The 20,434-nt window shown below is 60.4% G+C and carries 14 protein-coding genes and 1 pseudogene; 10 read left to right on the forward strand and 5 right to left on the reverse strand.

Translation table 11 applies throughout. The annotated features are described in order from the left end of the window. The first annotated feature begins 39 nt into the window (after nucleotides 1–39). A complete protein-coding gene (locus tag L904_RS06275; RefSeq protein ID WP_020809162.1) occupies nucleotides 40–2,211 on the forward strand; it encodes a TonB-dependent siderophore receptor in 2,172 nt (723 codons plus the stop codon). A gap of 56 nt (nucleotides 2,212–2,267) precedes the next feature. On the opposite strand, the gene L904_RS06280 is transcribed toward L904_RS06275, so the two are convergent. The 5 genes from L904_RS06280 to L904_RS06300 form a co-directional block, all read right to left on the reverse strand. After that, a complete protein-coding gene (locus L904_RS06280; RefSeq protein WP_035260468.1) occupies nucleotides 2,268–4,334 on the reverse strand; it encodes an ATP-dependent helicase in 2,067 nt (688 codons plus the stop codon). A 325-nt stretch (nucleotides 4,335–4,659) separates the two neighbouring features. Further along, complete coding sequence (locus L904_RS06285; protein WP_020809290.1) at nucleotides 4,660–5,397, reverse strand: ABC transporter ATP-binding protein; 738 nt, start codon at nucleotides 5,395–5,397, stop codon at nucleotides 4,660–4,662. Further along, complete coding sequence (locus tag L904_RS06290) at nucleotides 5,394–6,239, reverse strand: ABC transporter ATP-binding protein (RefSeq protein WP_020809291.1); 846 nt, start codon at nucleotides 6,237–6,239, stop codon at nucleotides 5,394–5,396. The genes L904_RS06285 and L904_RS06290 overlap by 4 nt, the downstream gene beginning before the upstream one ends. After that, complete coding sequence (locus L904_RS06295; RefSeq protein WP_020809292.1) at nucleotides 6,226–7,125, reverse strand: ABC transporter permease; 900 nt, start codon at nucleotides 7,123–7,125, stop codon at nucleotides 6,226–6,228. Before L904_RS06295 ends, L904_RS06290 begins: the two co-directional genes overlap by 14 nt. Beyond that, a complete protein-coding gene (locus L904_RS06300; protein ID WP_020809293.1) occupies nucleotides 7,122–8,150 on the reverse strand; it encodes an ABC transporter permease in 1,029 nt (342 codons plus the stop codon). The genes L904_RS06295 and L904_RS06300 overlap by 4 nt, the downstream gene beginning before the upstream one ends. Before the next feature lie 206 nt (nucleotides 8,151–8,356). On the opposite strand from L904_RS06300, the gene L904_RS06305 reads away from it, so the two are divergent. From L904_RS06305 to ligD, 9 genes and pseudogenes are all read left to right on the forward strand, one after another. After that, nucleotides 8,357–9,070 carry a FadR/GntR family transcriptional regulator gene (locus tag L904_RS06305; RefSeq protein ID WP_003521787.1) on the forward strand — a complete coding sequence of 238 codons (714 nt, stop codon included), beginning with the start codon at nucleotides 8,357–8,359 and terminating at the stop codon, nucleotides 9,068–9,070. Between the two features lie 67 nt (nucleotides 9,071–9,137). Then, entirely contained in the window at nucleotides 9,138–10,118 is a 981-nt protein-coding gene (locus L904_RS06310) for a mannonate dehydratase (RefSeq protein WP_003521785.1), read from the forward strand. 127 nt (nucleotides 10,119–10,245) lie between these two features. Beyond that, entirely contained in the window at nucleotides 10,246–11,784 is a 1,539-nt protein-coding gene (locus tag L904_RS06315) for an ABC transporter substrate-binding protein (protein ID WP_223215586.1), read from the forward strand. A gap of 279 nt (nucleotides 11,785–12,063) precedes the next feature. Then, a complete protein-coding gene (locus L904_RS06320) occupies nucleotides 12,064–13,167 on the forward strand; it encodes a hypothetical protein (protein WP_031233561.1) in 1,104 nt (367 codons plus the stop codon). Between the two features lie 189 nt (nucleotides 13,168–13,356). Beyond that, nucleotides 13,357–15,696 (forward strand): EAL domain-containing protein, encoded by a 2,340-nt coding sequence (locus L904_RS06325; RefSeq protein ID WP_020809296.1) that lies wholly within the window; start codon nucleotides 13,357–13,359, stop codon nucleotides 15,694–15,696. Nucleotides 15,697–15,880: 184 nt separating this feature from the next. Beyond that, nucleotides 15,881–16,774, forward strand: coding sequence for an SDR family oxidoreductase (locus tag L904_RS06330; protein ID WP_020809297.1), 894 nt, complete (start codon nucleotides 15,881–15,883; stop codon nucleotides 16,772–16,774). A gap of 43 nt (nucleotides 16,775–16,817) precedes the next feature. Then, the gene (locus tag L904_RS06335) at nucleotides 16,818–17,105 is read left to right on the forward strand and encodes a hypothetical protein (RefSeq protein ID WP_031233563.1); all 288 of its coding nucleotides are present in this window, start codon (nucleotides 16,818–16,820) and stop codon (nucleotides 17,103–17,105) included. Continuing rightward, nucleotides 17,102–17,935: a Ku protein gene (locus L904_RS06340; RefSeq protein ID WP_020809299.1), complete on the forward strand. Its 834-nt coding sequence runs from the start codon at nucleotides 17,102–17,104 to the stop codon at nucleotides 17,933–17,935. The genes L904_RS06335 and L904_RS06340 overlap by 4 nt, the downstream gene beginning before the upstream one ends. Before the next feature lie 3 nt (nucleotides 17,936–17,938). After that, nucleotides 17,939–20,430, forward strand: a pseudogene (gene ligD / locus L904_RS06345) (DNA ligase D). Nucleotides 20,431–20,434 lie beyond the last annotated feature (4 nt).

Raw genomic sequence — 20,434 nt, forward strand, 5'->3', positions numbered from 1 at the left:
CGTCGCGATGACGATTTGGGACAGCCGGGGACAAGACAGATGCATGACGGTTCGATGATCATTGGGGCGCGCTCGCGGGCGCTGCTGGCGTTTCTTCTGGCCGGGGTCGCCCTGCCTGCTTTCGCGCAGGAGAGTGCTACGCCGAAGAAAAATGCTGATGGAACGACGGTGCTCGAAACCATAACCGTCAATGCCGATGTCAAAAAAGGCGCGCGCGGTTATCAGCCAGTGACGACGGGCACGGCGACACGGACCGAAACGCCGCTCCTCGATATCCCGCAATCGGTCAATGTGGTGACGGCTGAGGTGCTGCGCGATCAGCAGGCGCGCTCGTTGGATGAAGCGCTGGCCAATGTCAGCGGCGTCACCCAGGCAAATACGCTCGGCGGTACGCAGGATGCCGTCATCCGCCGCGGTTTCGGCGACAATCGCGACGGCTCCATTCTCGTCAACGGGTTGAAGACGGCGCTGCCGCATTCCTTCAACGATACGGTCGAGCGGGTGGAAGTTCTGAAGGGACCTGCCTCCACGCTTTATGGTATCCTCGATCCCGGCGGCATGGTGAATGTCGTGACGAAGAAGCCGGAAGACACGTTCACTGCGGAGGCCTATTCGCGCTTTTCCGCCTATGGGGCGGGCAAGTACGGTACATCAGGTGGTTTCGATGTGACCGGCCCGATTGCGGGTACGGATTTTTCCTATCGCCTGATCGGCGAGGGGGAAAACAGCGATTACTGGCGTAATTTCGGTGAGAAGAAGAACTGGCTGATCGCGCCTTCGCTGAAATGGAGCGGCGAGGACACCGATATTACGGTTTCCTACATGCATGAGGACTACAGCGTGCCGTTCGATCGCGGCACGATCTTCGATCCGGCGACCGGCAAGGCGATCAATGTCAGCCGCCGCCTCCGTCTCGATGAAGCCTACAACATCACCGACGGCAAATCCGATCTGGCGAGCATCGCCATAGACCGCCAACTCTCCGATGACTGGAAGCTGTCGCTGAATTACGCCTATAGCCGCAACGAATATTCGGACAATCAGGCGCGCGTGATGGGCTACAATTCCCGCACCGGGCAGGTGACGCGACGGGCCGATGCGACGCAATATTCGACGATCTACAATCACGCGGTGCGGGCGGATCTGACCGGCGAGGCTGAAATCGGCGGACTGCGCAACGACCTTCTGTTCGGTGCGTCCTACGATTACAGCGATACCCTGCGCACCGACATGCTGCGATGCGCGAATTCCACGAATTTCAACGTCAACAATCCCGTCTATGGCCGCCTGCCGGTCTGCACTACGGTGAGAGCGGTCGACAGCGACCAGACGGAAGAGCTTTCCACCGCCTCGATCTATATGCAGGACGCCCTGCATCTTAACGATCAGTGGATCGCAGTCGGTGGTTTGCGTTATCAATATTACGACATCTATGCCGGCAAGGGCCGTCCCTTCGTCGTCAATACCGAGAAGGATGGCGGCGAGCTCATTCCCAATGCCGGCCTCGTCTACAAGCTCACACCGAATGCCTCGCTTTATGCCAATGTGGCCAAAACCTTCCGCCCGCAATCCTCCATCGGCGCCAATTATGGCGGGCTCGATCCGGAAGAGGGCATTTCCTACGAAGTCGGCGCTAAATTCGACCTCTTCGCCGGCCTCAACGCCAATATCGCCCTGTTCAACGCCCGCAAGCGCAATGTCGCCTATTCGGAAGATGTCGGCGGCGTCTCCACGGTGAAGGCCGCCGGCCTCGTCCGTTCGCGCGGTGTGGAGGTCGATATTGCCGGCAGCCTGACCGACGATCTCGATCTCATCGCAAGCTATGCCTATACGGATGCGCTCGTGCTCGAAGATCCCACCTATGCCGGCAAGCGCCTGCCGAATGTGGCGCGCCACACCGGCTCGCTCTTCCTTGCCTATGATGTCGGCGAGGTCGGTCCGAACGGCAATACGCTGCGCATCGGCGGCGGTGTGCGGGCGGTGGGTGAGCGCGCCGGCATCAACGACAATTCCTATAATCTGCCGGGCTATGCGGTCTTCGACGCCTTCGCCACCTACACGCTTCAGTTCGAAAAGCCGGTGACGCTGCAGCTCAATCTGAAGAACATTTTCGACAAGACCTATTACACCTCGTCCATCGGCTCCACCAGCTATGCCAATGCCGTGGGTGAGCCCTTCAACGTCAGCCTTACGGCCAGTGTGAAATTCTGACAACGGCGTCGACCGGAAAATAATCGCGAATGAGAGCGGGGTGAACGCCCCGCTCTTTATTTCCACATGGCCCGCATCCGCGCACCCACATCGATGCGGATCTGCTGCGCGCTGCGCTCCGAAGCGGCAGCCGATACCAGTGGCCAGGTTGCCGTTTCGAAGAATTGCAGCAATGTCGCCGGGATGAAGCGGGTTCTTGCGGCGTAGACATGCCGGTCGCCCTGCTGGCTCTGCCCGCCGGTGAAGAAACGTTGCGGCGTGATCAGCGACAGACTGTCCTTGGCGCGCGTCATGGCGACATAAAGCAGCCGGCGTTCTTCCTCCAGTTCCTGCGTGGTGCCGACCCCGAGATCGGAGGGAATGCAGCCGTCGACCACATTCAGGATGAAGACGGAACGCCATTCCTGGCCTTTTGCCGAATGGATGGTGGAGAGGCTGAGATAATCCTCGTCAAGCAGCGGCACGCCGGCCTGATCGCTGGTGGCGTCCGGCGGATCGAGCGTCAGCTCGGTCAGAAAGCGCTCGCGTGAGGGGTAGCCGCCGGCGATCTGCTCGAGCTGGAGCAAATCGGCCTTGCGGGTGTCCGCATCCTCATGGATGCGTTCCAGATGCGGTTCGTACCACAGCCGCGCCTGCCCGATCTGGCCCGGCCAGTCGTTCGGCGCCTGTCGCAGGCCCACCAGCATTTGCGTGAAGGTTGTCCAGTCGTCGCCGGTCTTCGGCGGCGGCGGAATTTCGGCAAGGGCAAGCAGCGGCTCGGGGTCTGTCGCAATCGCATCGAGAATATTGCCGGCCTTCTTCGGTCCGATGCCGGGCAGCATCTGCAGCAGCCGAAAACCGGCGACGCGGTCGCGTGGGTTCTGCGCGAAGCGCAGCACGGCCAGCATGTCCTTCACATGGGCGCTGTCCAGGAATTTCAGACCGCCAAACTTGACGAAGGGGATGTTGCGGCGGGTCAGTTCCACCTCGAGCGGGCCGCTATGGCTGGAGGTGCGGAACAGCACGGCCTGCTGTTTCAGCGTCATGCCGGTTTCGCGGTTGGCGAGGATTTGGTCGATGATGAAATTCGCCTGTTCGGTCTCGTCCTTCACCGTCACGAGTTTCGGGCGCTCCAGCGACTGCCGCTCGGTCCAGAGGTTCTTGGTGAACCGCTCGCGCGCCAGATCGATGACGCCGTTGGCGGCCGCAAGGATCGGCTGCGTCGAGCGATAGTTGCGGTCAAGCGTGATGATGTCGGCAGCAGGGCTGAAGGACGCCGGAAAATCGAGGATGTTTCGCACCGTCGCTGCCCGGAAGGAATAGATCGATTGCGCATCGTCACCTACCACGGTCAACCCGCGGCCACCGGGTTTGAGCGCCATCAGCACCGAGGCCTGTAGCCGGTTGGTATCCTGATATTCGTCGACCATCACATGGTCGAAGCGGTTGCCGATATCATCAGCAAGGACGGGATCGCTCACCATCTGGGCCCAGTAGAGCAGAAGATCGTCGTAATCGAGCACGTTCTGGACCTGCTTGGCCTCCACATAGGCTGCGAACAGCTCTTTCAGTTCACTCTCCCAGTTGGCGACCCAGGGATAATGCTGGCGCAATATCTCCTTGAGCGGCGTCTGGGAATTCACCACGCGCGAATAGATCGCAAGACACGTACCCTTCGTTGGAAAGCGGCTTTCGCTTTTGGAAAAGCCCAGCTCATGCCGTGCGAGGTTCATCAGGTCGGCGCTATCCTCGCGGTCGTGGATGGTGAAATCGATGTTGAGCCCGATCTGCTCGGCATAGATGCGCAACAGGCGCGCGCCGATGCCGTGAAACGTGCCGGACCAGGCCAACGCGTCTGTCATGATTGCCGAATTCGCCCCGATAACGTGTTTGCAGATACGCTCGACCCGTCGCGACATTTCCGTGGCGGCACGTCTGGAAAACGTCATCAGCAGGATGCGGCGGGGATCGGCGCCATTCACAATCAGATGCGCAACACGGTGGGCGAGCGTATTGGTCTTGCCCGAACCGGCCCCGGCGATGATCAGCAGCGGCCCAGCCGTGTGCCCGTCTGCCAGCCCAACGCCATGCTCCACCGCCCTGCGCTGCTGTTCGTTGAGCTTTTCCAGATAGGCAACCGCCATGCCAGCAATCCTTAGATAACCTGCCTGTCCTCACGGGTGAGAACCTTCTTGTTCAGAGATGGCAGTCGTCGGAATGTCCGGCCATTGTCTGCCCTGTCGTCGCAATGATTAGCAAAGACTCAAACAGCAATCCAGAACAAATGCTGAACGCATTGTTCCGATGGTTTGCGCGCAGTCGGTGGTGAGATTTGTCGGCCCAAAAGGTCGCCCGTCCCCTGCCTGCGATTGGCCGCTGCCGGGCAGGCGAAATCCCCGAAATTGCGCCACGGGAGAAGGCGGGGCGGCCGTGGATGGGCCGCCCGGTGTTGCCGTCGGGCGGTGATCGTTACAGGAAACTGCTTTCGAACAGCTCGCCTGAATAGGCCGAATGGGTAACGCCTGCTTCAAGGTCGGCCTTGGTCAGCTCATCGACAAAATCGCCGTTCTGCATGACCAGCACCCGGTCGCACATATGGGCGATGACCGCGAGGTCGTGGCTGACGAGAACGAAGGTGAGGTCGCGTTCTTCGCGCTGGTCGGCAAGCAGGTTCAGGATTTCCGCCTGAATGGAGACGTCGAGCGCGGATGTCGGCTCGTCGAGCAGCAGGATCGGCGGTTCGAGGATCAGCGCGCGGGCGATTGCCACGCGTTGGCGCTGGCCACCGGAAAGTTCATGCGGGAAGCGCTCGGCGAAATGTGCGGGCAGGCCAACCTGTTGCAGGGCGGCAGGCACTTTCGACCAGCCATCGCCAAGTCCCATGGCGCGGATCGGTTCGGCGAGCGCCCGGCCGATGCGGTGGCGCGGGTGCAGCGAACCGTAGGGGTCTTGAAACACCATCTGCGCCAGTTTCAGTTCGTCGCGACTGCGGGTCTTGCCCACCGGTTTGCCGTTGAAGCTGATGGAGCCGGTCCAGCCGGCCTCCAGCCCCGCCAGCGACCGCAGCAAGGTCGACTTGCCGCAGCCGCTTTCGCCGACGATGCCGAGCGTTTCACCCCTGTTGACCGTGAGGCTGACGCCGCGCACGACGTGATTGCGGTTTTCCTTCGCGCCATAGACGACGTCGAGCTTGTCTACCGTGATCATCGCATCACCTCCGCATCGATGGCCTGACGGTCCAGCACCTTGAGACGCCGCACCGGATTGCGGGGATCGGGCATCGCCGCGATCAGGCCCCGCGTATAGGGATGTTGCGCATCCTCCAGCTTCGTCAGCGTTTCCACGACGCGCCCTCCATACATGACCAGCACGCGTTCGCAGAAGGCCGCGACCATGCGGATGTCATGGCTGATGAGGATCAGGCCGGAATTATTCTCCCGCACCATCTCGTCCAGAAGCAAAAGCACATCCTTGCGGACGCTGACATCGAGGGCCGAGGTCGGTTCGTCGGCAATGACCAGCTTGGGCTTTGCGAGCAGCATCATGGCGATCATCACGCGCTGTCCCATGCCGCCCGATATCTGGTGCGGATAAAGCGCCATCACGCGGTCGGGATCGTTGATGCGCACGCGCAGCAACATGTCCCGTGCTGCACCTCTCGCTGCCTTTCCGGTCAGCGCCAGATGCAGTTCGGCGGCCTCCGCCACCTGCTTTCCGATGGGCAGCACCGGGTTCAGCGAATAACGCGGGTCCTGCATGATAAGCGCCATGTCGCTGCCGCGGATTGCGCCCATCTGCCGCTCGGATTTTTCGAGCAGCGGCTCGGACAGGAAATCCATCCGCTCCGCCGTCACCGTGGCGCTTTTCGGCAGGAGCCGCATGGCGGCCCGGCCGGTGGTGGATTTTCCCGAGCCGGACTCACCGACGATGCCGACCCTTTCGCGCCCGACATCGAAATTGACATTGGACACGGCTGGAATGGTGTTGCGGCCGAAACGGACATTGAGGTCGCGGACCGAAAGGATGGGGGAGCTATCAGGAACGGGCATGACGCGGATCCAGAAGGTCGCGCAGCGTATCGCCGGCGATGTTGAAGGCAAGGCTCGTCAGCAGGATGGCGATACCGGGCATGACGGCGACCCACCAGTAGTCGAGCATGAACTTGCGGCCGCTGGAGATCATCGCGCCCCATTCCGGCAGCGGCGGCTGGGCTCCGAGACCAAGGAAGCCGAGTGAAGCGGCCGTCAGGATGATGCCCGCCATGTTCAGCGTCAGGCGAACGATGACCGAGGGGATGCACATCGGCGCAATGTACAGAAACAGGATGCGCAGCGGCGAGGCGCCATAGAGACGGGCGGCGGCGACGTAATCGGTATTGCGCACGACAAGCGCTTCCGCCCGGGCAAGACGCGCAATCGGCGGCCAGGCCGTCAGCGAGATCGCAATGATCGCCGTGCCGAGGCCGGCGCCCATGGCGGCCGCAAAGGCAAGCGCCAGCACGAGCGAGGGGAAGGACAGGACGATATCGGTCGCGCGCATCAGGATCGCGTCGGTTCGTCCGCCGAAGAAACCGGCCATCACGCCAATAGCAAGGCCGATAGGACCGACGATGACCGAGACCGACAGTACCGTCTGGATGGTGATGCGGGTGCCGTATACGAGCCGGCTGAAAATATCGCGGCCGAATTCGTCGGTTCCGGCCAGATGTGTCCAGCTGGGTGGTTGAAGCGCGTTTTCGAGCGCCTGGCGCGCAGGATCGTAAGGCGCAATGAGCGGTGCGAAAATGGCGACCAGAACCAGAATGGCCAGAATGGCAAAGCCGAACATTCCAAGCGGTTCGTCCGCGAGCTTCCGAAGTGTCCGCGCGGTGGTGGTCGAGATGCGCGACAGGGCGCTGGGACGATCAACGGTATTGTTGTGCGCGATATCGGTCATCGTGCGGCCTCCCGTGTACGGGGATCGAGCGTGGTGTAGGCCAGATCGGCGAGGAAGTTGAGCAACATGAAAATGAAGCCGATGACGATTGTGGCGGCCAGAATCGCATTCATGTCGCCGATGAGCAGTGCATTCGTCATATATTGGCCGATGCCTGGCCAGGAGAAGACGATCTCCGTGACCACGGCGCCTTCCAGCAGGTTGCCATAGGAGATCGCCAGAACGGTGATGAGCTGCACGGCGATGTTGGGCAGCACATGGCGGGTGATGGTGCGCGCGGGGCTGACACCCTTGGCCCGCGCCGCGATGACATAATCCTGGCTGAGCTGTTCGAGGGTGAAGGCCCTCGTCATGCGGGTAATATAGGCCATGGCCATATAGGCGAGGATGATCGCCGGTAGGATGATGTGTCCAAGCGCATTCCAGAAGATTTCCGTCTCGCCCGCAAGGAGGGTGTCGACGAGCATCAATCCCGTCTTCGGCTCCACGAGGCCTTCGTAGAAGACGTCGACCCGGCCGGGCCCCGCGACAAGGTTGAGGTTCGCGTAGAAAATCACCAGCCCGACGATGCCGAACCAGAAGACCGGTATCGAATGGCCTACCAGCGCAAACACGCGCGCGAATTTGTCGATGAAGGTGTCGCGGAAGAGGGCGGCGGCGAGACCGAGTGGGACGCCGATGACCGTCGAGATGATGATCGCCAGCGTGGCGAGTTCGAAGGTGGCGGGGAAAGCCTGCGCCAGATCGCGGGTAACGGGGTTTCCGGTCAGGATCGCAATGCCGAAATCGCCATGCAGCAGGCCGCGCAGATAGATGAAGAATTGCTGGTAAAGCGGCAGGTCGAGCCCCAGCCGCGCTCGCATGGCCTCATAGGCCTTGGGATCGGCAAGTTCGCCGACGATTGCCCCGACCGGATCGCTCGGCATGACCCGGCCGATGATGAAGGTGATGCAGAGCAGGATGAAGAGGCTGACGATCAGTTGCAGAAAACGATGTCCAAGCCCGCGCAGTGAGATTTCCGTCATTGCTGGCCGTACTTCCCTGTGAGAACGCTGTCGGCAGTGGAGCCTTTGCGCACTGCTCGCCGCAGACGCGCAATTCTCCTTTGCAAAAACTCTTGATGGTACTTCATCCCAACTCCTCCCTGAGCTAACATGAAAACATATGATGTGCGGCCGTGTCATCATATGAGTAGCGAAGGGATTCGTATTCTGCAAGAGGGAAGAGTGGCATGATGGGCGACAAAGCGAGGCCGCGGGAGAGGCGGGCACAACAGATCATCGATAATCTCAGCGCAGAAATTCGCAGTGGAAAACTGAAAAACGGTGATCAACTTCCCACCGAACCGGAGCTTGAGCGCAGCTACGGCGTGAGCCGCACCGTGGTTCGCGAGGCGATCGCGGATTTGCGTTCCGCCGGCTATGTCGTTCCCATCCAGGGCAAGGGGGTTTTTGTCAGCAATGCCAGTGAGTGGGCCGGCGTGAAACTGACGCAATCCGAAGTCGGAACCATCGCGGAAACGCTGGAAATGCTGGAGTTCCGGCTTGCAACGGAAGGGGAGGCAGCGGCAATCGCCGCTTATCGCCGCACCGCCCAGCAGGAGGCCGCAATCTCTGCGGCGCATCGGAAAATGGCCCGCGCCATCGATGCGCGTGAAACCACCGTCGATGCCGATTACGAGTTTCACACGGCCATCGCGATCGCCACGAATAACCGCTTCTATCTGGAGGCTCTGCGTCAGTTCGGTTCGCGCTCCATACCGCGCGGGCAGTTCCCGACGCTGCCGGAAACCGGTGATGCGAATTATCTTCGCAAAGTGCAGGCCGAGCACGAGGCAATTCTGCGCGCCATCGTCGAACAGGATCCGGAAGCGGCACGAAAAGCCATGCGCGAACATATGCTTGCGAGCCAGCGCCGATACAGGTTGCTGTCAGAAGCGCAATAGCATCTCGACACTCATCTTATTTCATGCGATGTCATATGATGACTTGCATGGAGAGAGGAGAGAATCGATGTATGTCGGCACCCAGGTTGCTGCGCGCGATGACGAGGATTTTAAGGTTTGGGCGCAGCTCGGCGTCAAAAATATCAACGCGGATCCGCCCGGAAAGCCCGCGAGCTGGACTTTCGAGGACTTTGAGCGCCACCGTGACAAGGTCGAAAGCTTTGGCCTCGTTCTCGACATGGTGCAATTGCCGCTGCCGTCGCGGCCCATCGAACAGGCTTCGTATCCCGATATCCTGCTTGCCGGCCCTGATCGCGACCGGCAGATCGATGCCGTCTGCACGATGATAGAGAATATCGCCAGGGCCGGAATCCCTGCTGCGAAATACAATCTCAACCTCATCGGCATTCCGCGCACAGAAATGGAGCGCGGCCGCGGCGGCTCGCTCAATGAAGCCTGGCGCTGGGACAAGGCGGACCATGATGCAGCGCCGGGTCTCGCTGGCGTTCTTTCCGAAGACGAGAACTGGGAACGCATCGACTATTTCCTCGAGCGTGTGGTACCGGTGGCCGAAAGCAACCGCGTGCGCCTGGCATGTCATCCGCATGATCCCTATACGCCGCCGGGCTACAGGGGCGTCACCCGCGTTCTCGGCACGGTCGAGGGGCTGAAGAAATTCGTGCAGATGCGCGAGAGCCCCTATCATGGCCTGAATTTCTGCCAGGGGTCGATCGGCGAGATGCTCGATAATCCGCGTGAAGAAATCGACGACATCATCAGGTGGTTCGGCAGCCGCGACAAGATCTTCAACGTCCATTTCCGCAATATCAGCGGCGGCAAACTCTCCTTCATGGAGACGTTCCCCGATGAGGGCGACATGGACATGGTGCGTTCGCTGAAACTCTATCACGAACTCGGTTATCGCTACATGATCATGCCAGACCATGTGCCGACGATTGCCGGGCGCGATGCCGTCGGTGTCGCTTTCGCCTTCTGCTACGGCTACATCGCCGCCTTGATAGAAGCGCTTGATAACAAACATCTTTGACCGTTCTGGCCCGCGACGCCCCGCTGCGTCGCGGGCTTTTTTCCCAAACGTGAATTACCGATCTGTAGGAGGAGCAGGTATGAGAAAATCATTGATCCGTCTCGCATTCACCACGGCCCTGGGCGCCATGCTGGTGCAGGCAGCGCCGGCCGTGGCCAAAACACCGAATGACCAGCTTGTCATCGGAACCTCACTGGCTCAGGTGCTGTCGCTTGATCCGCATCAGGCCACCGAAGGAAAAGCCAACGAAATCATGTCCAACCTCTATGACCGTCTGATTTCGGTCGATGGTTCGGGCAAGGTTTCACCGCAGCTTGCCGAGCGCTGGGAGATAGATGACAAAGGCATCACCTTCCATCTTCGCGAGGCCAATTTCGCCTCGGGCAATCCGGTAACCTCGGCAGATGTCGTCTATTCGCTCAGCCGGCTGTTGAAGATGAACCAGGCGGCCGCAGCCAACCTCAAGCGCGTTGGTTATAACGCCGATAATGTCGACAAGCTGGTGAGCGCGCCGGATGAAAAAACGGTACGCATCGATCTTTCCGGCGAAACCACGTCCGAGCTGCTCCTTTACCGTCTGGCCATGGTCATCGCCAGCGTCGTCGACAGCAAGGAGCTCAAGTCGCATGAAAGCAGTGGCGACTGGGGCAATGGCTGGCTGAGAACCAATTCCGCCGGTTCCGGTCCCTTTACGCTCAATCGCTGGTCACCGAATGAAATCATTATTCTCGAGGCCAACAAGAATTATGTGGCCGGTAGCCCGAAAATGCGCCGCGTCATCGTGCGGCATGTGCCGGAAAGCCAGGTGGAGCGCCTGATGCTGGAGCGTGGCGATATCGACATCGCCAGTGCGCTGACGGCTGCCGACCTTGCAACCTTCAACAACAAGGAAGGCTTCCAGATCCAGCGCGTGCCGACGGGCGGCTTTTACGTCCTGTCCATGAATGCCGGCAAGGAACCTTTGTCCAACCCCAAGGTCCGCGAAGCGATTGCCTATGGCATCGACTACAAGGGCATGGAAAAGACTATCATGGGCCCCTATGGCCGGGCGCGCACGGTGCCGGTGCCGGAAAACTTCGAATACGCCATTCCGAGCCCGGACTGGAAGCTCGATGTGGAGAAGGCAAAGGCGCTCCTCAAGGAGGCCGGTTATGAGAACGGCTTCACGCTTAATCTGAAGACGATCGCGCAAACGCCGCGCATCGACCTTGCCACCGCGATCCAGGCATCGCTCAGCCAGATCGGCATCAAGGTCAATATCCAGCAGGGTAACGGTTCGGACGTGATCGCCGCCCACCGTGCGCGGGATTTCGATCTGCTCATTCCGCAGACCGGCGCCTATATGCCGAATGTGCTGGGCTCCATGGAGCAATTCTCCAGCAACCCCGACAATTCGCTGGCCGCCAACAACGCCGGCAATTTCGTCTGGCGCTCGGCCTGGGACATTCCGGAACTGACGGCGCTCACGGCAAAGGCTTCGCTGGAGCCGGACGCCAAGAAGCGCGGAGAAATCTACACCCAGATGCAGGAAATGTTCGTCGCCCAGAAGCCGGCGGTGCTGCCGATGTTCGAGAGGTTCGAGCCGATCGTGCTGAATGCGCGCGTGAAGGATTATGTGGGCCATCCCAGCCAGACGACCCGGCTGGAAAAGGTCACGAAGGACTAAGGGCGAACTATAGTTTTTGGAACCTGCGACGGGCGGTTTTACCGCCCGTTTTTTTATCGGCGGTTAGGTCCGTACCCCTGAAAGCGTCCTCCATGACGCTCCTCCGGCTCTTCGCGGACAGGAAACTAGTCGCAGCAGGTGGCTGTCGCACGCCATCCAGTAATTTCAGGGGGTTTTCTCAAGGACTTCATCGGTTTAGACCGACCGATGACTATTCCTTCCATCGGGCGAGAGTCGTGAACTCCGCTCACCCACCTCCCGAAGAATGCGTTGATGACCATGAACCTTGCACAGATAAAACTTCCGTCTCGGCCGCTGAGCCTCAAACGTGGCGTCATTTCAGTGCCGGCAGCCTATTATTTTTCCATTCCGGTGCTTCTGGTCATCACGGCCGTCATGCTCGTCGCCGAAGGTCCGGGCATATTGCGCGACTATCAGATCAGCAAAGATCCGCTGGAGATTGAAAACGGCGATATCAGCGGTAGCTGCAAGACGCGCAAGGCGATCTTCACGACCTGTGAGGCGGATCTTTCCTATGACCATGCGGGCGTGAGCTACAAGAAGGATGTCGAGGTCATGTTCGTCGATTTCCATTCCGGCGATTATGAAACCGGACTGGTCATCTCCGCGAAGAACCCGGAACTCGCTACGATTTCGCTGGGCCTCGACATGCTCTGGAACCGCATCATCACGCTCGGCGTGTTCGTTGCCCTGCTCGGTTTCGGCAGTTTGGCGATGCTGTTCACGCTTATCCGTGTCCTGCGGGTTCGCCTGCAGCTGCGCAAGCCCGCACCGTTGACCGTCATTCCGGTGGCGCTGACGGCGGTTGCCGAAAAACGCAGCCGTCTCTTCGTCACCTATGCCGATACGGTCAGAGAAGACAAGACCAAGCGGCAGTCCTTCACCCATCTGGAGAGGGGGCGAATCCCGGTCGTCGTTGGCCATAACGGAAAACACGATGTTGCGCTGGCAGTCTGGCACGGCAACACCGCGCTGCCGGTTCTGCTCGACGACCGGCTGGAGCGGATCGAGCTATCGGAGCAGGAAAGGGCGGAGGCTCTCGCATCGCTTGCCCCGATGCTTGCGAACCAGACACCGGAGGGCGCCTCGGCTCCGGGTGCGACGAGTGCGAAAGGGCCGAGCCTCCTGCGCAGACTGGGGACTTTCGTTGCCATCGTGGCCGTCATCGTCGTCGCGGTTATCGGTTACTGGCTGTGGTACGTCACCAGCGCCCCGTCGCAGTTCAACTCGCCCGGCATGGACCTCAACAACATGATGCCCGCAGCAATTAACGAGTGGGGATGCGCCCGTCTGCAGGAGCGTTTCTCCGATGGCCCGGCGCCTTTCGGATGCACCGCAGCCGATTATCGAAGCTGGAAATAAACGGCTTTTCCTATAGTTCCGGTCGGGCCGCGTGCGAAAAAGCTTACGGGCTGCCGCGTGCGGCCCGTTCCTTTCTGTACGTTGCAGGACAGATCGTTCCATTTATCAATAGTTGCATTAGAGATTTATAAATAAACCACTCCCATAGTGCCACCGTGAGCGGTTCTTCAGAGGCTGGGAGAGTGCGTCATGTTCACGGTTCTGGAATGCGTTGTCGTACAACACGACCGGGCGGTCGTGCTTCTTGCGGCTGTTATCTGCCTGCTTGGCATGTTTGCTTTTTTTCATCTTTTATTGCGCGCGGAGGAAAGTCCGGCTGGCCGCAAGCCCTATTGGGTGCTGGTTGCCGCCTTTGCCGGAGGGCTCAGCGTCTGGGCCACGCATTTCGTCGCCATGCTCGCCTATAAGGGCGCGGTCCCGATCGGTTATGATTTCGCCTTCACGGCGTTTTCGGCGGTTCTTGCAGTTTTCGGTTTCTGGCTGGCGCTCACCAGCCGTTCGCAGGCCGCTTACAGCCCTGCGATCGCCGGCACGCTGGTCACGCTGTCGGTTGCTGTCATGCATTTCGTCGGCATGGCGGGAATGGATGTCGCCGCCACGATCAGCTATCGGTGGGGGCCGGTGCTGGGTGGTTTTGCGGTTGCCTGGGCGTTTTTTCTCCTCGCCTTTTTCCTTTTTCGCCGCCTCGGCTCCTGGCAGCGCATCGCCGCGCCGGCTGGATCGGCGATTTTCGCGATCTGCGCGCTGCATTTCACGGCCATGTCGGCCACGGTGCTTTCGCCGGATCCGTCCGTATCGGGGCCTGATCCCGACAATGTCGCCCGGCTGATCATGATCTGCGCCATTTCCGGCGTCACGTTCCTGATCCTGTCCACCACCGCCGCCGCTGCTCTTGTGGATCGTTACCTTGTCGATCTCAAGGGTCTTGTGGATGCGACGCTCGATGGTCTCGCCGTCGTTCGCGATGGGCGGATCGTGGAGCTTAACACCCGTTTTGCCGGCCTTCTGGGCCGGGAAGAAGCGTCGCTGGTCGGACAAAACCCCGACGATCTCTTCAAGGCCATCGACGGACAACCCGTCTATCTGCCGCGCCATGCACCGGTGGAGGCGGTGCACGAGCGCGCCGGGCAGGCGCAGATATTCGAACTCGGCGTACGAACGATCGAATATCGCGGCCGCCCCTGCGAGGTGATGGCCATTCGCGACCTGACGGAAAAGCGCGAAGCGCAGCGGGAAATCGAATATCTCGCCCGCCACGACGTCCTGACGGGCCTTTCCAACCGCACCATGTTTCAAACCCGTCTTCACCAGCAGATCGAGCATTGCGACGAGGAGGACGAATTCGCGCTGCTGGCGCTCGACCTCGACCGGTTCAAGGCGGTCAACGACATATTCGGCCATGCCGAGGGGGATCGCGTCCTGAAAAAGGTCGCCGCCATTCTCGATGAATGCGCAAGGGCAGGCGATGTGGTCGCCCGTCTCGGCGGCGATGAATTCGTCATCCTGACTACCCGGCATACAAGGGCGGAAGAGGCGCGCCTGCTGGCTGAGACGATCCTTGGCATGTTTGCGCTGAAGATGAATGTTGCCAACGATCCGACCTCCGTTGGCGTCAGCATCGGCATCGCCGTCTTCCCGCGGGACGGGAAGGACGATGAAAGCATCATGCACGCCGCCGATCTGGCGCTCTACCGCGCCAAGATGGGCGGGCGCGGCATATTGGCCTTCTACGACCCGGTGATGGATCAGGAGGCGCGCGAACGCCGCCAGCTCGAAACGGATCTGCGGCTTGCCATCAATCGCAACGAGTTGCTGTTGAATTATCAGCCGGTGCTGTCAGTCGAATGCGGCCAGGTCGTGGGTTACGAGGCGCTGGTTCGCTGGCAGCACCCGACACGGGGCGTGGTGCCGCCGGATGTTTTTATTCCGATTGCCGAAGAGAGCGGTATCATCATCTCGCTCGGCGAATGGGTGCTGCGCGAGGCCTGCCGTCAGGCGGCCGGCTGGGCACCGCACCTGAAGATCGCGGTGAACGTTTCGCCATTGCAGTTTTCGCTGGCCAATCTCGGTCATGTCGTCTGCACCGTGCTGATGCAGACCGGACTTTCGCCCAACCGGCTGGAACTGGAAATCACCGAAGCCGCGCTTCTGAAAGACCGAAGGGCGACATTGATCATCCTCAACCAGTTGAAGGCGCTCGGCGTCGCCATCGTCATGGACGATTTCGGCACCGGTTATTCCTCGCTCAGCAACCTGCAGAGCTTCCCCTTCGACAAGATCAAGATCGACCGCAGCTTCATCGCCGCCATGAGCGACGATGACAATGCCCGCGCCATCGTGCGCGCGGTGATCGGCCTCGGCCGCAGCCTCGATCTGCCGGTGACGGCGGAGGGAATTGAAACGGATGCGCAATACCGCATGGTGGTCGACGAGGGCTGCGCGCAGGCGCAGGGTTATCTCTTCGGCAAACCGGATGTCGCGCCCGCTCAGGTCGTCAGCGCCACCACACGGAAGAAACATTCCGTTTGATAAGAGATGCGGCGGCACAATGGTGTCGTCGCCCTCCTTTCCCATCTCCGATGGAACGAGAGCCAAGGCAGATCGTTAGGTTAGCGTGTGGCGCGTCCATGCCGCTGTCAGCCCGACCGGGCGATATGCCTGCTGTGTCAGCGAATGCGCCACGGATGGACATCTATCTATGGGAGAGACCGCGATGACAGACCGCCTCGAGCCACAGGACCCGCGCAGCCAGTATCCGCGCCCGCCTTTTTCGACCCCAACCCAGGAAATGCCAGGTCTGGTGACGAATATGACGCCTTTCCCGGACCATGGTGAAAAGACCTATCGCGGCACCGGCAAGCTAGCAGGGCGCAAGGCGCTGATAACCGGCGGCGATTCAGGCATTGGCCGTGCGGTCGCCATCGCTTTTGCAAGGGAAGGCGCGGATGTGGCGATCTCCTATCTTCCGGAAGAAGAATCCGACGCGGAGGAAGTCGTGGCGCTCATTGAGGCGGAAGGCCGCGTGGCGGTCGCGCTGCCCGGCGATATTACCGACGAGGCCTGGTGCTGCGAACTGGTCGAGAAAGCGGCCGGTGATCTCGATGGGCTGGATATTCTGGTCATCAACGCGGCAAGGCAGCAATATCGCGACGATATAGAAGAACTGTCGACCGACGATTTCGACCGCACCATGAAGACCAATCTTTATGCGCTGCACTGGATTGCGCAGGCGGCGGTTCCTCACCTCAAGCCGGGGTCGTCGGTAATTACCACGGCGTCGATACAGGCCTATGAGCCCTCCGCAATCCTGCTGGACTACGCCACCACCAAAGCCGGTATCGTCGCCTATACGAAAGCGCTTGCAAAGCAGCTTATCGAAAAGGGTGTGCGCGCCAATTCCGTCGCTCCCGGCCCGTTCTGGACGGTTCTTCAGCCGAGCGGCGGCCAGCCGGACGAGAAGGTGAAGAATTTCGGCAAGGACAGCGATTTCGGCCGCCCGGGACAGCCGGTGGAACTGGCGCCCGTCTATGTGCTGCTGGCATCGCAGGATGCGAGCTTCATCAATGGCGAGGTTTATGGCGTGACCGGCGGCAGGGGCATTGCCTGAGGCGATGTCCGCCAATGCCGGATGGGCCTTTGAGGATTTCGAGATGAAACGGCAGGCAGAACGTTCCGACAGAAGTTTGAAGAGCTTCGATGTTCGCGACCGGCTGATACTGGCGCTTTATGCGCAGTTGAAAGCGGAGCGTCAGACCCGTGAGGCCATGGAATGGGTTATCCGCAATGGCGGGCTGTCGCCGGAGGTGCTGGAAGCCATGGCGTCCGACCCGGTGCCGGTTCTGGCGGAGGCGGATGTGCCCGCCATCGAGCGCATTCTGGCCAAGGGCCGACGCGGAGACATGTCCTCCCGCAGCGATGACGAGGGACGACGGACATGAACCGGAGAGCGAGCTGGAGAGGCCATCTGGCGTTTGCCGATTTCAACTGCGAAGTCGGCCTTTATTCCGCACTGACCTCGGCGGAGAAAATCTCCTTCAATATCGTCAACCGCAAGACCGGCCACCGCGTCGAGCGGCAATATGTCGACAGCAACACCGGCGAGGCGGTTCTTCGCGAAGATCAGGTCAAGGGATACGAACTCGACAATGGCGACCATATCGTCATCGAGGGAGACGAGATTGCGAAGCTGATGCCGGAAAGCGACAAGGCCATCCGCATCAGGCGCTTCCTGCCCTGTGACGAGATCGACAAGCTTTATTTCGACAAGTCCTATTATCTCGCGCCGAGCGGGGAGGACGGCGAAGAGGCGCTGACGCTTCTTGCCAGGGCAATGGACGACGAGAATGTCGCAGCTCTCGGCGAAGCGGTGCTTTTCCGCCGCAACCGTGTCCTGCTGATCCGTCCGAGCGGTAAGGCTCTCGTCGCTACGACGCTGAATTTTAGCTACGAGGTCCGTTCGCAGACATCCGTCTTCAAGTCGATCCCCGATATCGAGTTCGATGAGGAAATGCTGGAGCTGGCCGGTCACATCATCGAAAAGCGTGCGGGCACATTTGACCCGGCAGACTATAGCGATCGGTATAATGACGCACTCGCAGAACTGGTGAAAGCCAAGATCGAAGGCCGGGAAATCGCCAAGCCGCCGCCGCGCAAGGAAGACAATATCATTGATCTCAAGGAGGCCCTGCGTCGCAGCGCGGGGGCCGAAGCGGGCGGCAGAAAAAGGGCGACGGCAGCGGGCCGGAAGGCACCGCGGAAAGCGAGCTGATCCATGGGATTGCAGACCTATAACGCCAAGCGCAGTTTCGACAAGACGCCGGAGCCCAAAGGGACGACGGCCGAACAGCAGGGCTCTAGCTTCGTGATACAGAAACACGATGCCCGCCGTCTGCATTATGATTTTCGGCTGGAAATGGACGGTGTGCTGAAAAGCTGGGCGGTGACGCGCGGGCCTAGCCTCGATCCTGAGGACAAGCGGCTTGCCGTGCATGTCGAGGACCATCCGCTCAGCTATGGCGATTTCGAGGGCGTCATCCCGAAAGGACAATATGGCGGCGGCACAGTGATCGTCTGGGATCGCGGCACCTGGCATCCGATCGGCGACGCCCGGAAAGGTTATCGCAAAGGCCATCTGGAATTCGAACTGGACGGCGAAAAGCTCAAAGGCCGATGGCATCTGGTACGCATGCACGGAAAGCCCGGAGAAAGCCGGGAGAACTGGCTGCTTATCAAGGGCGATGACGAGGAGGCGAGGCATAAGGGCGGCGCGGATATTCTCGAAGAACGGCCGGAATCCGTAAAGACCGGGCGCAGTGTCGAGGAAGTTGCAGCCAAACCGAAGGATACCTGGAATTCCAAGCCGGTATCGAAAAAGGCCGCCGCTTCGACGTCGGGCAAGAAACAGACGCATGCGCTGCCAAAAGGCGCACGCAAACTGGCCATGCCATCTTTCGTGCCGCCGGCGCTCGCCACGCTCAAGCCGAAACCGCCCGATGGTTCTCGCTGGCTGCATGAAATCAAATTCGACGGCTATCGTCTGCAGGCGCGGGTCGATCGGGGCAAAATTCAACTGCTGACCCGCAGCGGGCTGGACTGGACGGAGAAATTCGGCCGGGCCGTGACAGGAGCGCTCAGGGCGCTGCCGGTGGAAACGGTGTTGATCGATGGCGAAATCGTCGTCGAACGGGATAACGGCGCCTCCGATTTCTCTGCCTTGCAGCAGGATCTGAGCGAAGGGCGCAGCGACCGCTTCGTATTCTATGCCTTCGACCTTCTTTACCTCGATGGCAGCGATCTGCGCGGTGCGGCACTGAGCGAGCGAAAGGCGCTGCTCGAAAAGTTGCTGCCGGCGGGTGACCCCCATCTCCGTTACAGCCAGCATTTTGAGGAAAGCGGCGCGCTTGTTCTGGACCATGCCTGTCGGCTCAGCCTCGAGGGTGTCATTTCCAAAGTCAGGAACAGCAAATATGTTTCGGGCCGCAAGGGCGAATGGGTAAAATCCAAATGCTCGATGCGACAGGAATTCGTCATCGGGGGGTATACCGTCTCTTCCACATCCGACCATGCCATCGGATCGCTGGCGCTTTGCGTTTATGAAAATGGCAAGCTGCGCCATGTCGGCCGTGTCGGGACAGGTTATACGGGTGAAGTGGCGGAGATGCTGCTTGGCCGCCTGAAGCCGCTTGAGCGCAAGGAAAGCCCGTTCGGTGAGAAACTCACCGCGCGTGCCCGCCGCGATCTTCATTTCGTCAGGCCGGAACTGGTGGCGGAAGTGGAGTTTCGTGCATGGTCTGGAGATGGCAATCTGCGTCACGCCTCCTTCCGGGGGTTGCGCGAAGACAAGCCCGCAGCAGAAATCGAACGCGAGGAGAAGGCCGTGTCTGATATCCAGGCGCGCAATCGAAGATCAAGTTCACCCATCCGGACCGGCTTTATTGGCCGGAGGACGGCGTGACGAAGGAGGGGCTTGCCGACTATTATGCGCAGGTCTGGCGGCACATGGCGCCCTTTGTCGTTAACCGGCCGCTGGCATTGTTGCGCTGCCCGGAGGGCATAGAGGGGCAGCGATTCTTCCAGAAACACGCCTGGCGCGGCATCAACAAGGCCGTCGAGCAAATCAAGGATCCCAAGGACAAGGGCGGTGAACCACTGATCCACATCACCGATTTCGATGGCCTGATGGCGCTCGTGCAATCCGCCGCGCTCGAAATCCACCCATGGGGCGCGACCACTGCCAATTGGGAAAAGCCGGACATGATCACCATGGATATCGACCCCGGCGAGGATGTGGCGTGGGAAGAGGTGATCGAAGCGGCGCTGGAGCTGAAGCGGCGTTTCGAGGAAGCCGGGCTTGCCGCTTTCGTCAAGACCTCTGGCGGCAAGGGCCTGCATGTTGTCGCGCCCTTGAAGCCGCAGGCGGGCTGGGCTCCGGTCAAGGCCTTCACCAAGGCCATGGCGGCAGATATGTCGAAGGCCGAGCCGGAGAAATATCTCTCCGTCGCCACAAAGGCGAAACGGCAGGGCCGCATTTTCATCGACTATCTGCGCAATGGCAGGGGCAATACGGCGGTTGCGGCCTATTCGACCCGTGCCCGGCCGGGAGCCGCCGTTTCAGCACCGCTCGAATGGTCGGAACTCACTGCCGAGATCGGCCCGGCCCATTTCACCGTCAACAATATCGGTGCGCGTCTTTCCGCGCTGAAAAAAGACCCGTGGGATGGATTTTTTGCTGCTGCCGAGCCGCTTCCGAAAAAGGCCCGCTGAAGGC

This window comes from Agrobacterium sp. LY4, from assembly GCF_001526585.1.
Lineage (GTDB): Bacteria > Pseudomonadota > Alphaproteobacteria > Rhizobiales > Rhizobiaceae > Agrobacterium > Agrobacterium leguminum.